Genomic DNA, 12,572 nt, shown 5'->3' on the forward strand with positions numbered 1-12,572 from the left:
GGTCCGCGTCCATCACGGGGATCCGCGGAAGGGGCATCCTGCCCCTGCCGCGGACGGCGTACATCCATGTACGCCGCCCTTCGGGTTTTTCCCCGCGATGGCCGCCGCTTCGGAAGGGAACCCGGTAAATCAAAAGCCAGAGCAACAGCCAAAGCCAAGCAACAGCCAAGGCAACAGCAACGGCAAAGCAACGGCAACGGCAACGGCAACGGCAACAGCAACGGTTTCGATGCTGCACGCCTTGCGTAGGAGCGGTTCAGCCGCAACAAGCGACGCCGGACAACGAGGACATCGCTCACCTCTCCGGCTCGTTCACCAACTACCTAGACGCCGCAACACACCTTCAGCTCGTCCAAGCACAGCCAGATGGCGCAGCGCACTGTTACCCCAGCGCCGCGTCGATCGCCGCGCGCAGGCGCGGATCCTCGGCGGTAACGTCCGGAGCGAAGCGCGCGCGGACCTGGCCGTCCCGGCCGACCAGGAACTTCTCGAAATTCCACAGCACGCCCGGCGCCGGATTCGGCTCGATGCCATAGCCGGCCAGCTTCTCGCGCATCGGGCCCTCGCCCTCGGTCTGCGGCTGCGCGGCGATCAGCCCGCGGTACAGCGGATGCGTGTCCTCGCCGGTGACCGCGATCTTGGAGAACATCGGGAAGGTCACATCGTAGGTGAGCTGGCAGAACTGCTGGATCTCCGCCTCGCTGCCCGGCTCCTGGCCCTTGAAATCGTTGGCCGGGAAGCCCAGTACTTCCAGCCCCGCAGCCTGCTTCTCGCGGTACAGCGCTTCCAGACCCGCGTACTGCGCGGTGAGGCCGCACTTGGAGGCGACGTTGACGATCAGCAACACCTTGCCCTCGAACGCGGCGAGGGTGGCCGGCTGGCCGTCGATGCGGGTCAGCGGAATGGCGGTCAACGACTCGGACATGGGGCATTACCTCGATCGAAAGGGAGCGCCAGCATAGTCGCTGCCGGCGCAGCATGCGCAGCGCCGTGACCGCGTGACTCAGCGCACCGACAGCTAGCCTGTGCAGGCACGTAACACCCGCTTTTGCTGCGGATCATGTGATCCCGCAGGAGCGGCTTCAGCCGCGACAGCGCGTCCGCAACACCTGCTCGCGACTGCCGCAGAAGAAACAAGAGCCGCCACTACACATGTGCCTCTCGTCGTGATCGGCAGCGCGCGTATCGGCCAGCAGGCGAGCAGGCGAGCGGCCTGGAGACGACAACGCATCCGCGATGTCGAATCGCATCGACACTGCAGGCAAGACCAGGACACCCGCATGCTGCGCCATCTGTACAGCGCGCGCGTACGAAGCGGCCGCGCTGGCCCTTCCAGGTCGCGGCGCTGCATCCAATATGGCGCGTGCTGGTCGCACGCCATCCCGCGCCAACACAACCGCCACGACCAGTCATTCCACCTCGACACCCCCGCCGCCGCGCACCGCAAGCCCTCACTCCCGGTCGTCGCCCGCCGCCTCGTCCGCCTCGGCATCGTCCAGCGGCAGCGACAGTTCCAGCAGCGGCGCGGCCTGCGCGTCGGCCAGGGTCTCGACGCCGCGCAGGCGGCGTTCGATGGTGCGGGTCTTGCGGCTGGCCTCGCCCAGGCTCTTGCCGACGGTGCTGATCTGCTTCTCGGCCTTTTCCAGGATGCCGGCGAACTTGCCGAACTCGCTCTTGACCGCCGCCAGCACACCCCACACCTCGCTGGAGCGCTTTTCGATGGCGAGGGTGCGGAAGCCCATCTGCAGGCTGTTGAGCAGGGCGGTGATCGTGGTCGGCCCGGCGACGACGATGCGGTGCTCGCGCTGCAGCAGGTCGGCCAGGCCGGGGCGGCGCAGGGTCTCGGCGTACAGGCCCTCGGTGGGCAGGAACATCACCGCGAAGTCGGTGGTGTGCGGCGGGGCGATGTACTTGTCGCCGATCGACTTGGCTTGCACCCGGATCGCGCGCTCCAGCTGCGCGCCGGTCGCCTGCACCAGCTCCGGATCGCCCTGCTCCTGCGCGTCGAGCAGGCGCTCGTAGTCTTCGCGCGGGAACTTGGCGTCGATCGGCAGCCACACCGGCGTGTCCTCGTGGCCGCGGCCGGGCAGGCGCACCGCGAAATCGACCATTTCGTTGCGCTCCGGGCGCACCCGCACGCCGCGTGCGTACTGCTCCTGGGTCAGGGTCTGCTCGAGGATGTTCTCCAGCTGCACCTCGCCCCAGCCGCCGCGGTTCTTGACGTTGCTCAGCACGCGCTTGAGATCGCCGACGCCGGTGGCCAGCTGCTGCATCTCGCCCAGGCCGCGCTGGACCTGCTCGAGCCGTTCGGACACCAGCTTGAACGAGGCGTCCAGGCGCGTGTTGAGGGTGGTCTGCAGCTTTTCGTCGACGGTGCCGCGCATCTGCTCGAGCTTGGCCGCGTTGTCGGCCTGCAGTTCCTTCAACCGCTCCTCCAGGGTGGCGCGCATCTCGCCCAGGCGCTGCTCGTTGCGCTGGACCAGGTCGCTCAGGCGCTGGCCGAGCGTGTCGGCGAAGCGTTGCTGCGCGTCGGCGCCTTCCTGGCGGCCCTTGCGCGCATCCTCGATCAGGGCCTCGCGCAACGCGCCCAGCTGCGCGTCGATGCGCGCGATCAGCTCGGCCTGCTGCTGGCCGAACTGGGCCATGCGTGCGTCCTGCTGCTGGCCGAAGGCGTCGAGCTGGCCGCGGATCTCGACCAGGCGCTGGCTCAGCAGCTCGGCCATGCGCTGCTGTGCGGCGCCGGCCTCGACCCGGCCGCGCCGCGCGTCCTCGGTCAGCGCCTCGCGCAGCAGGTCCAGGCGCTGATCGGTGCGGGTGGATAGATCCGCCAGGTGGCGGGCGAAGCCTTCGCTGCGTGCGTCCTGCTGCCGCGCCAGGCTGTCGAGCTGCTCGCGCAGTTCGCCGCGACCGCTGCGCTGCTCCTCGCGCAGGGCCGCCTCCAGCGCGGCGTGGTTGCCCCGCCGCAGCAACACGGCCAGCAACAGGGCGATGACGGCACACAACAGGCCGGCGAGGATCAGGAAATGGGCATCGTTCTGCATGCGGCCAGTGTAGCCGGCCGCGTCTCAATCGCTGCGCCACGCGCCGGCAGGCGGACCAGACCGGATATACCTTGGTATCGCCGTCATGGCCTCATGCAGGCTGGTGCACACCTGGGCCGCATGCCAAGCTTTGCGCCACCCGCTCCTGGCCCGGCCAGTGGGCGGTACCGCGGCATCCGACCGCGCCAGACCATCGCGCTCCGCGCGATCCGTTCCCCTGATACCGGAGGCGAGCATGGACCCCGATCCGCATCGACGCGGCATCAGCGCCGCATTCCCCCGCCGTTCCCCTCGCCTGGTCGCTGCCCGGCGCTGAGCCGGAAGACGCACGCCGCGCACACGCTGCGACGTCCTTGCCGGCCACGCGCCGCAAGGAGGTCGTCATGTTCCTGTTCTCGCTGTTCTCCCGCCGTTTCCGCCTGCAGCGCGGCCTGCAGCGCGCGCTGCGCGCCGCGGTCGCCATGCGCCGCACCGAAGCGCTGCGCCATCTGCTCGCCGCCCACGGCGCACGCGCCTTCGCCCTGGCCCTGTCCGCGCAGTCGCCGCGGGTCATGGCCGATGCGCTGTCGCTGCTGTCCGTCGCCGACCGCATCCGGGTCCGCGCGCGCTTGCCGCATGCGGCGCAGCGGCGCCTGCACGACGCCGGAGCGAACGCCCCGGCCGCGCACTGGCTGCATGCCGCGCTGGCGTGGTGGCCCGGGGTGCGCTGACACCCGCGCGCCTGCCGCCACGGTGTCGAATGCCATCTCGCCGCGGCATCATCGGCCCCCGTCCCCGCCCACTCCCTTCCCCGGAGCCGCCATGCTCGCTCCCCTCGCCTACCGGAACGCGCCCTAATGGAAGCCCTGCGCCTGTTCAATCTCGGCTCGCTGCTCGACACCCTGGTCAGCCTCACCGCCGCCTTCGTGCTCGGCGCGATCATCGGCTTCGAGCGCCAGGTGCGCCAGCGCACCGCCGGGCTGCGCACCAACACCCTGGTCGCGGTCGGCGCGGCGATCTTCGTCTCGCTCGGCGATCGCCTGTTCGAGATCCACGGCGGCACCCAGGGCGCGGTGCAGGTGGTGGCCTACGTGGTCTCGGGCATCGGCTTCCTCGGCGCCGGCGCGATCATGAAGGAAGGCGCCAACGTCACCGGGCTCAATACCGCGGCGACGTTGTGGGGGTCGGGCGCGGTCGGCGCCTGCGCCGGTGCCGGGCTGGTCGCCGAGGCGGTGCTGGCGGCCATGTTCGTGCTGCTCAGCAATACCCTGCTGCGGCCGATGGTGAACCGCATCAACCGGCATCCGCTGAAGGAGTCCTCGCTGGAAGCCACCTACATGTTCTATGCGATCTGCGCGCGCGAGGTGCACGGCGACGTGCGCGAGCGGCTGATCGAACTGCTGGAGGAGGCGCACTACCCGGCGCGCGAGGTCGAGCAGCATCCGTTCGGGCAGAAGGACGTGGAGATCGCCGCCACCCTGTACGCCACCGCGGTGCGTGCCGAGGAACTGGATGCGGTGGTGCAGCGCCTGGAGGGCGAACCGGGTGTACAACAGGCGTTCTGGAACGCCGGCGCCGAAGCCTGAGCCAGTCATGCCTATCCCCGTCACTCCCACGCCACGCCGCCGATGATCGCCTGGTTCAAGCCGCTGCCGCCGCATCGCCGCCTGCTCGGCCTGGCCGCGCTGGGCCTGGCGCTGTGTGCGATCTTCGTCGCCGACACGGTCACCGACTACGCGGTGGCGGCGGCGCTGTTCTACACCGTGGCGATCCTCGGCGCGGTGCGCTTGCTGGCCCCGGCCGGGCTGGGCGTGCTGGCGGGCATCTGCGTGGTGCTGGTCGTGCTCAGCTTCCATCTCACCCACGCCGGCGCCTACCGCGTCGGCGTGATCAACTCGGCGATCAGCATCGTGGTGGTGGCGGTCACCGCCTCCATCGCGGTGCGCATGGAGCGGGCCAAGGCCGCCGCGCACGCGGCGCAGGCGCAGTTGCTGCGGCTGGCGCGGGTGCGCAGCCTGGGCAGCCTGACCGCCTCGATCGCGCACGAAGTCAACCAGCCGCTGGCGGCCATCGTCACCAGCGGCAACGCCTGCCAGCGCTGGCTCGACCAGCAGCCGCCGAACCTGGACAAGGCGCGCGCGGCGCTGGCGCGCATCCTTGCCGACGCCGAGCGTGCCGGCGAGGTGATCGCGCGGGTGCGCAGCCTGACCCGGGGCGAGGCGCCGCAGCAGCGCGCCTTCGACCTCAACGCCGCGGTGGCCGAGGTACTGGCGCTGTCGCAGGGCGAACTGGAACGCAGCGCGGTCAGCGTGCACACCGAACTGTCGGCGCTGCTGCCGCCGGTGTCGGCCGACCCGGTGCAGATCCAGCAGGTGATCGGCAACCTGCTGCTCAACGCGATCGAGGCGATGGCCGCGACGCCGCCGGCGCAGCGTGTGTTGCGCATCGTCACCGCGCGCGAGGACGCGCGTTCGGTGCGGCTGAGCGTGGCCGACAGCGGCGAAGGCCTGTCCGCGCAGGCGCAGGCGCATCTGTTCGATGCGTTCTGGACCACCAAGCAGGGCGGCATCGGCATCGGCCTGAGCATCAGCCGCAGCATCGTCGAGGCCGGCGGCGGACGCATCTGGGCCGAACCCGGGCGGCCGCGCGGCGCGGTGTTCTGCGTGTGCCTGCCCACCGCCGGCGGAGCCACGCCATGAATGAGGCGACCGCACGCCCGGTGGTGTACCTGATCGACGACGACGCCTCGATCCGCGCCGCGCTGGAAGACCTGTTCGCCTCGGTGGACCTGCAGGTGCACGCCTTCGCCTCGATCCGCGACTTCCTGGCGCATCCGCGCGCCGACGCGCCGAGCTGCCTGGTGCTGGACATCCGCATGCCCGGGCAGAGCGGCATGGATTTCCACCGCAACATGCACGAGGCCGGGCTGGCGCTGCCGACCATCTTCATCACCGGCCACGGCGACATCCCGATGAGCGTGGAAGCGATGAAGAACGGCGCGATCGAGTTCCTGACCAAGCCGTTCCGCGACCAGGACCTGCTCGACGCGATCGGCCATGGCATCGCCCGCGACCGCGTGCGCCGCGCCGCCGATGCGGCGCAGGCGGAACTGCAGGCGCGCTGGGCGCGGCTCAGCGCCGGCGAACGCGAGGTGGTGGAGCTGGTGGTGCAGGGCCTGTTGAACAAGCAGGTGGCGGCGCGGCTGCAGCTCAGCGAGATCACGGTGAAGGTGCGCCGCGGCAATGCGATGCGCAAGCTGGAGGTCGGCTCGCTGGCGGAGCTGGTAAGGCTGGCGGAGCGGCTGGGGCGGTAGGTCAGTTGCGAAAGCCCACGATTGCCGGGCGCGGCGGAACAGGTCCTGACGCACCGGTATTCCGTAGAAGCGGCTTCAGCCGCGACGGGCTTTCCCGATGACGTCCGTCGCGGCTGAAGCCGCTGCTACGAGACAGAGAGAGAGAGAGCGGTCTCCGCTCGATAAAGCCGGACTTGCGCTTCGCATCGACCTCCACAAGCGCCGTGCCATACCGCGCCGCAGGCATAGCTTTGCTGCACCGCATTCGGCGACACTGCCGGGCTTGTCACTTCCGCACCCGAGGCCCGCATGTCGTTCCTGTTCCGGCGCAAGTCGCTCGACCTGGTCACCGTCCACGAGGCCGGCCGCCGGCTGGTGCCCTCGCTGAGCTGGCCGCATCTGGTGGCGCTGGGCATCGGCGCGATCGTCGGCACCGGCATCTACACCTTGATCGGCGTCGGCGCGCAGCTGGCCGGGCCGGCGGTGCTGGTGTCGTTCGCGGTGGCCGGGGCGATCTGCGCCTGCGCCGCGCTGGCCTATGCGGAGATGGCGACGATGATGCCGGCCGCCGGCAGCGCCTACACCTACAGCTACGTCGCGCTGGGCGAAGCGATCGCCTGGGTGGTGGGCTGGAGCCTGATCCTGGAGTACTCGCTGGTGGTCAGCACGGTGGCGGTGGGCTGGTCCGGCTACTTCGTCGGCTTCCTGCATTGGGCCAGCGCGCAAAGCGGCATGGATCTGAATCTGCCGGCGGCGCTGACCGCGGGGCCGCATGCCGGCGGCATCGTCAACCTGCCGGCGGTGCTGATCACCTTCGCCGTGGCCGGCCTGCTGATGGCCGGCACCAAGGAGAGCGCCACGCTCAACGCGGTGCTGGTGGTGCTGAAGCTGATCGCCCTGGGCATCTTCGTGGCGGTGGCGCTGCCGGCGTTCCAGAGCGCCAACTTGCACCCGTTCATGCCCTACGGTTTCCCCAAGACGGTCGGCGCCGACGGCGTCGCGCACGGGGTCATGGCGGCGGCGGCGATCATCTTCTTCGCCTTCTACGGCTTCGATGCGATCTCCACCGCCGCCGAGGAAACCAAGAACCCAAAGCGCGACCTGGCGATCGGCATCGTCGGTTCGATGATCGGCTGCACCCTGATCTACATCCTGGTGGCGCTCGCCGCGGTCGGCGCGATGCGCTACGACGTGTTCGGCGCCAGCGCCGAGCCGCTGGCGCTGATCCTGCGCGAACTCGGCCACGGCAAGGCGGCGGCGGCGATCGGCGTGGTCGCGGTGATCGCGCTGCCCACCGTGCTGCTGGCCTTCCTGTACGGGCAGAGCCGGATCTTCTTCGTGATGTCGCGCGACGGCCTGCTGCCGCGCGGGCTGTCCAAGGTCAACGCGCGTACCGGCACCCCGGTGGCGACCACGCTGTTCACCGCGGTGCTGGTGGCGGCGCTGGCCGGCGTGGCGCGGCTGGACGAGATCGCCGCGCTGGCCAATGCCGGCACCCTGGCCGCCTTCATCGCCGTGGCCGCGTGCATGCTGGTCCTGCGCCGCCGCGAACCCGGCCGCGCCCGCACCTTCCGCACGCCGCTGGCATGGGTGGTCGGGCCGCTGGCGATCGGTGGCTGCCTGTACCTGTTCTGGAGCCTGCCGGATACCACGAAGATCTGGTTCGGGCTGTGGAACGCGCTGGGCGTGGTCGCCTACCTGCTGTACGGCCGCCGCAACAGCCTGCTGCAGCGCGCGCCGCAGACGCCGCGATGAGCCCGGCGTTCCAGGCAGCGCTGGCACGGCACATCGGCAGCGCCTACGCCCGCCAGCTGGCGCTGGCCGACGTGCTGGCCGAGCGTCGCTGGCAAATGGACCTGGGCGAAGGCCAGGTGTACTTCGGCGAGGACCTGCAGTTCCCGATTCAATTGCTGGGCACCGCCGCAGAAGCCAGCGCCAGCTGGCTGTGGGCCTGGGCCAACACCGCCAGCAACCTGCCACCGGCCCTGCTGGCCGATGCCAATGCGCTACGTGCGCACGGCGAGCGCGAGGGCATCGCCGAACTGGCCGCGCCGTCCTCGGCGCTGGGCGAGGACGGCGGCCACCAGATCGCCCTGCTCGCCGGTGCCCTGCGCGGGCGCTGCTACTACCGCGCGCCGTACGACGGCGGCGCGCTGTTCTTCCTGCTCGAGGACGTACCGGCCGCGGTCTTCGCGCCGTGCGACGACGCCCGCGTGCTGCGCCTGCTCGGCGAATTGCCGATGCAGTTCGAACTCGACCACCGGGCCATGACCGACGGCTTCCTGGCCGATCAGGGCTATGCCCTGCAGCGCGACGCCGCGCAGACCGTGGCGACGCGCGGCAACACCCGCATCGTCCTGGCATTCGATGCGCAGGCGCGGCTGACCGGCATTCAGGGCCAGCTGGCCCCGGCGCAGGCCGCGGCGGTCACGCCGAAGCCGGCACCGGCCTGGCAGTTCTGGAAGCGCAAGCGTTGAGCGCAGCGGCGGCGTGTCGCACCTGCGCGCCGCCGTGCCCGACGCTTACCACCAACGCAGGCCTTCGAGCGGGTTCCAGCTGACGCTGCCCTTGCGCTGGTCCAGGTAGTAGGCGTAGTTGGCGGCCATGCCGACCAGCAGCGAGTAGGCGATGCCCAGGCCGCGGCCGATCGCCTCGGGGAGGAACGCCGCGACCACAGCCAGCGCCAGCCAGATGCCGATCAACCCCAGCGCCTTGCGCCACATGCCGAGGATGAAGAAGTAGATGAAGCCGAAGAACAGGGCGAAGAAGTTCATGTTGATCTTCAACCGTTCCATGAACGGCAGTGCCTTGAACGCGGCCTTGTACTCGGGCGTGGACGGGGCGCCGTAACGGTCGAAGAAGTCGAAGCGGAACTGCCACTTCGGGCTGAGCGGCGCACGTTGCGGGAGATTGGGGGTTTCCATGGCGTTAGAATCCGTGTTGTAAACGTTTTCAGTTTACCTGAACGGGGCAGCGCGCGCCAAATGGGCGCGGCTGCCGCACCAGTTTGGTGCGGTCCCTGGGGAGTTGGGATTGGGGATTCGGGATTGGTCGCAGCGGGGGCGCCAACGTCAGGCCTGGCTTGGGGACGGGCTTCCCTGCCAGCATTGCGGCAGCCGACAGTCATCGCGTCGGGACTGAAGTCCCTCCCACAGGGCTTGCCTGCGCGTGCGCGTGGCGCATCCGCTGGCGACATACCCACATGTGGGAGCGGCTTCAGCCGCGACGCGCGGGGCAGCGGCCTCGCGGGGTCCTGCGGTAACCACCGGTCATCGGGTCCGGACTGAAGTCCCTCCCACAGGCTTGCCTGCACGTGGCGCATCCGCTGGCGACATGCCCACGTGTGGGAGCGGCTTCAGCCGCGACGCACGGGGCAGCCACCTCGCGGGGTCCTGCGGTAACCACCAATCACCGCGTCGGGACTGAAATCCCTCCCACAAGGCTTGCCTGCAAGTGGCGCATCCGCTGGCGACATACCCACATGTGGGAGCGGCTTCAGCCGCGACGCGCGGGGCAGCGGCCTCGCGGGGCCCTGCGGTAACCACCGGTCATCGGGTCCGGACTGAAATCCCCCCCACAAGGCTTGCCTGCGCGTGCGCGTGGCGTATCCGCTGGCGACATACCCACGTGTGGGAGCGGCTTCAGCCGCGACGCGCGGGGCAGCGGCCTCGCGGGGTCCTGCGGTAACCACCAGTCACCGCGTCGGAACTGAAGCCCCTCCCACACGGGATTCCAAACGCCGCGGCTGCAGCGCGCCGCCAAAGCCGAGCGCCGCTATTGCGCCCGGGAGCCGCCGAGGCGCTGGCCCAGGGCGATCGCTGCGGCCACGTTGCGCGCGGCCTGGTGCAGGGCGTCGGCGGCGTCGGCCAGCGCGGCCTCGCGCGTGGACACGCGTTGCACCGCGCCGAACAGCGCGTCGATCCCCTGCGCCTGCAGATCCGCCGCGCCCTCGCCCAGGCCGCCGGCGATGGCCAGCACCGGCACGCCGTGGCGCCGGGCGATGCGGGCGAGGCCCACCGGCACCTTGCCCTGCGCGCTCTGCCCGTCCAGGCGGCCTTCGCCGGTGACCAGCAGATCGGCGCCGGCCAGGTGCGCTTCCAGCCCCAGCGCCTGCGCGACGATCTGAACGCCCGGCCGCAGCCGCGCGCCGAGGAACGCGACCAGGGCCGCGCCGATACCACCACCCGCGCCGGCGCCGGGCAGCTGCGCCACTGCCACGCCCAAGGTGCGTTCGATCGCATCGGCGTAGTGCTGCAACCCGGCATCGAGCTGCGCGACCATCGCCGGCGTGGCGCCCTTCTGCGGCCCGAACACCGCCGAGGCGCCGCTCGGCCCGGTCAGCGGGTTGTCGACATCGCAGGCGACTTCGATCGTGCACTCGCGCAGTCGCGGGTCCAGCCCGTCCAGGTCGATGCGCGCCAGCGCGGCCAGCGCCGCGCCGCCGGCGGCCAGGTCGCGGCCATGCGCGTCCAGCAGGCGCACGCCCAGGGCCTGCGCCATGCCGGCGCCGCCGTCGTTGCTGGCGCTGCCGCCGATGCCGATCAGCAGCCGGCGCGCACCGGCATCCAGCGCGGCCAGGATCAGTTCGCCGACGCCGCGGGTGCCGGTCAGGCATGGATCGCGCTGTTGCGGCGGCACCAGCATCAGCCCGCTGGCCGCGGCCATCTCGATCAGGGCGGTGCCGCCGTCCTCGCTCAGGCCGAACTGCGCGGCGACCGGCGCGCCCAGCGGCCCGGTCACCGTGCAGGCGACCCGGCGCCCGCCGCCAGCGGCGACCAGCGCGTCCACCGTGCCCTCGCCGCCGTCGGCGAACGGCAGCAGCACGTACTGCGCGGCCGGGAACACGCTGCGGAAGCCGGCCGCGATCTGCGCGGCCGCCTCCGCCGCGGACAGGCTTTCCTTGAACGCGTCCGGGGCGATGACGATCTTCATGCAGCGGCGGCGTCGATCGCCGGCCGGCGCGCCCGGATCAGGCCGTCACGCACGCATCGCCGCTCGGCCTTGCGCATGCGTGGCGCGCTAGTCCAGCACGCGGCAGAACACCGCCTTGAGGTAGCGCGATTCCTGCACGTGGGCCATGAACGGGTGGTCGGCGCCGGCGCCGGCCACCTTCAGGATCTGGATGGTGCGGCCGGAGAAATAGGCGGCGCGGCGCAGCATGTCCAGGAACTCGTGCTCGGCGACCAGGCCGGTGCAGGAGAAGGTGGCGAACAGGCCGCCCGGAGCGACCACGCCCAGCGCCAGCTTGTTCATGTCCAGGTATTTCTTCAGCGCCGGGATCACCTGGTCGCGGTCGCGGGTCATCTTGGCCGGGTCCAGGATCACCACGTCGTACTGGTCGCCGCGGGCAGCGGCATCGCGCAGGTACGGGAAGATGTCGGCCTGCACGAACTTGGGCCGCACGTCGTTGAGGCGAGCGTTGCCCTTGGCGATCTCGATCACGTCCTCGTCGATGTCCACGCCGACCACCTCGGTGGCGCCGCGGACCTTGGCGTAGACCGCGAAGCCGCCGGTGTTGCAGCACAGGTCGAGCACGCGCTTGCCCTCCACCTGCTGGCTCAGCCACTGCCGGTTCTCGCGCTGGTCGGCGAAGAAGCCGGTCTTGTGCGCGCCGGCCGGGTCGGCGCGGAAGCGCACGCCGTACTCGCTGATGATCGCCGGCTCCGGGCGCTCGCCGCTGCTGGACACCGGCCGGTAGTCGAAGCTCTCCTGCTTCTGCACGTGCTCCTCGGCGAAGCTGTAGAAGCGCGCGCCGGGGAACTGCGCGCGCAGCGCGGCGTAGATCCACTCGCGGTGGCGGAACATGCCGGCGCTGAAGAACTCCACCACCAGCAGGTCGCCGTAGCGGTCCACCACCAGGCCGGACAGGCCGTCGCCCTCGGCATGCACCACGCGCCAGGCATCGCTGACCGCGTCCAGCTTGAGCACGTCACGGCGCAGCGACACCGCCTCGGCGATCTTGCGCGCGAACCACGATTCGTCGACGGCGATGTCGGGATGGGTCTCGAGGATGCGCACGGCGATGCGCGAGTGGCCGTTGTAGAAGCCGCGGCCGATCCAGTCGCCGTCCACCCCGACCACGTCCACCAGCGCGCCCGGCTTGGGCCTGGCGGCGGGTTTTTCGACCAGTTTCTGGAAGATCCAAGGATGGCTGGAGCGCCAGGCGTTCTTGAGACGGACTACGGGCAGTGGACTATTCATGAACGCCATTGTAGCCGCCCCGATTGACGGCACCGCCGGCAGCCGCAAGAATGCGCGAA

At 70.6% G+C, this 12,572-nt stretch carries 12 protein-coding genes; 7 read left to right on the top strand and 5 right to left on the bottom strand.

The window, feature by feature from the left end:
- The first annotated feature begins 66 nt into the window (after positions 1-66).
- A complete protein-coding gene (locus ACHWVH_RS07130) occupies positions 67-249 on the top strand; it encodes a hypothetical protein (RefSeq protein WP_394686896.1) in 183 nt (60 codons plus the stop codon).
- 133 nt (positions 250-382) lie between these two features.
- Here ACHWVH_RS07130 and ACHWVH_RS07135 read toward each other — a convergent pair whose 3' ends face one another.
- Entirely contained in the window at positions 383-925 is a 543-nt protein-coding gene (locus ACHWVH_RS07135) for a glutathione peroxidase (protein WP_295966272.1), read from the bottom strand.
- A 526-nt stretch (positions 926-1,451) separates the two neighbouring features.
- Positions 1,452-3,041, bottom strand: coding sequence for a DNA recombination protein RmuC (gene rmuC, locus ACHWVH_RS07140; RefSeq protein ID WP_295941428.1), 1,590 nt, complete (start codon positions 3,039-3,041; stop codon positions 1,452-1,454).
- 383 nt (positions 3,042-3,424) lie between these two features.
- On the opposite strand from rmuC, the gene ACHWVH_RS07145 reads away from it, so the two are divergent.
- The 6 genes from ACHWVH_RS07145 (at position 3,425) to ACHWVH_RS07170 (ending at position 8,789) form a co-directional block, all read left to right on the top strand.
- A complete protein-coding gene (locus tag ACHWVH_RS07145; protein WP_148827365.1) occupies positions 3,425-3,751 on the top strand; it encodes a hypothetical protein in 327 nt (108 codons plus the stop codon).
- Positions 3,752-3,877: 126 nt separating this feature from the next.
- The gene (locus ACHWVH_RS07150; RefSeq protein WP_017912892.1) at positions 3,878-4,606 is read left to right on the top strand and encodes an MgtC/SapB family protein; all 729 of its coding nucleotides are present in this window, start codon (positions 3,878-3,880) and stop codon (positions 4,604-4,606) included.
- Positions 4,607-4,648: 42 nt separating this feature from the next.
- Entirely contained in the window at positions 4,649-5,719 is a 1,071-nt protein-coding gene (locus ACHWVH_RS07155; protein WP_394686897.1) for a sensor histidine kinase, read from the top strand.
- Positions 5,716-6,333, top strand: coding sequence for a response regulator transcription factor (locus tag ACHWVH_RS07160; RefSeq protein ID WP_394686898.1), 618 nt, complete (start codon positions 5,716-5,718; stop codon positions 6,331-6,333). Before ACHWVH_RS07155 ends, ACHWVH_RS07160 begins: the two co-directional genes overlap by 4 nt.
- A gap of 288 nt (positions 6,334-6,621) precedes the next feature.
- Positions 6,622-8,067: an amino acid permease gene (locus tag ACHWVH_RS07165; RefSeq protein ID WP_394686899.1), complete on the top strand. Its 1,446-nt coding sequence runs from the start codon at positions 6,622-6,624 to the stop codon at positions 8,065-8,067.
- Entirely contained in the window at positions 8,064-8,789 is a 726-nt protein-coding gene (locus ACHWVH_RS07170; protein ID WP_152239766.1) for a DUF6882 domain-containing protein, read from the top strand. The genes ACHWVH_RS07165 and ACHWVH_RS07170 overlap by 4 nt, the downstream gene beginning before the upstream one ends.
- A gap of 45 nt (positions 8,790-8,834) precedes the next feature.
- Here the strand turns inward: ACHWVH_RS07170 and ACHWVH_RS07175 are convergent, their stop codons facing one another.
- From ACHWVH_RS07175 to ACHWVH_RS07185, 3 genes are all read right to left on the bottom strand, one after another.
- Positions 8,835-9,236 carry a DUF2628 domain-containing protein gene (locus ACHWVH_RS07175; protein ID WP_394686900.1) on the bottom strand — a complete coding sequence of 134 codons (402 nt, stop codon included), beginning with the start codon at positions 9,234-9,236 and terminating at the stop codon, positions 8,835-8,837.
- 850 nt (positions 9,237-10,086) lie between these two features.
- On the bottom strand, positions 10,087-11,244 hold the full coding sequence (locus ACHWVH_RS07180) for a glycerate kinase (protein WP_394686901.1): 1,158 nt from the start codon (positions 11,242-11,244) through the stop codon (positions 10,087-10,089).
- Positions 11,245-11,331: 87 nt separating this feature from the next.
- A complete protein-coding gene (locus ACHWVH_RS07185; protein ID WP_152180921.1) occupies positions 11,332-12,513 on the bottom strand; it encodes a class I SAM-dependent rRNA methyltransferase in 1,182 nt (393 codons plus the stop codon).
- Between the last annotated feature and the right edge of the window lie 59 nt (positions 12,514-12,572).

Source organism: uncultured Xanthomonas sp. (assembly GCF_964278005.1).
GTDB lineage: Bacteria > Pseudomonadota > Gammaproteobacteria > Xanthomonadales > Xanthomonadaceae > Xanthomonas_A > Xanthomonas_A sontii.

Coding starts and splice junctions, on each gene's coding strand:
- ACHWVH_RS07185 (WP_152180921.1), bottom strand. CDS start 12,513: ATGAATAGTCCACTGCCCGTAGTCCGTCTCAAGAACGCCTGGCGCTCC.
- ACHWVH_RS07170 (WP_152239766.1), top strand. CDS start 8,064: ATGAGCCCGGCGTTCCAGGCAGCGCTGGCACGGCACATCGGCAGCGCC.
- ACHWVH_RS07175 (WP_394686900.1), bottom strand. CDS start 9,236: ATGGAAACCCCCAATCTCCCGCAACGTGCGCCGCTCAGCCCGAAGTGG.
- ACHWVH_RS07130 (WP_394686896.1), top strand. CDS start 67: ATGTACGCCGCCCTTCGGGTTTTTCCCCGCGATGGCCGCCGCTTCGGA.
- ACHWVH_RS07155 (WP_394686897.1), top strand. CDS start 4,649: ATGATCGCCTGGTTCAAGCCGCTGCCGCCGCATCGCCGCCTGCTCGGC.
- rmuC (WP_295941428.1), bottom strand. CDS start 3,041: ATGCAGAACGATGCCCATTTCCTGATCCTCGCCGGCCTGTTGTGTGCC.
- ACHWVH_RS07150 (WP_017912892.1), top strand. CDS start 3,878: ATGGAAGCCCTGCGCCTGTTCAATCTCGGCTCGCTGCTCGACACCCTG.
- ACHWVH_RS07165 (WP_394686899.1), top strand. CDS start 6,622: ATGTCGTTCCTGTTCCGGCGCAAGTCGCTCGACCTGGTCACCGTCCAC.
- ACHWVH_RS07135 (WP_295966272.1), bottom strand. CDS start 925: ATGTCCGAGTCGTTGACCGCCATTCCGCTGACCCGCATCGACGGCCAG.
- ACHWVH_RS07160 (WP_394686898.1), top strand. CDS start 5,716: ATGAATGAGGCGACCGCACGCCCGGTGGTGTACCTGATCGACGACGAC.
- ACHWVH_RS07180 (WP_394686901.1), bottom strand. CDS start 11,244: ATGAAGATCGTCATCGCCCCGGACGCGTTCAAGGAAAGCCTGTCCGCG.
- ACHWVH_RS07145 (WP_148827365.1), top strand. CDS start 3,425: ATGTTCCTGTTCTCGCTGTTCTCCCGCCGTTTCCGCCTGCAGCGCGGC.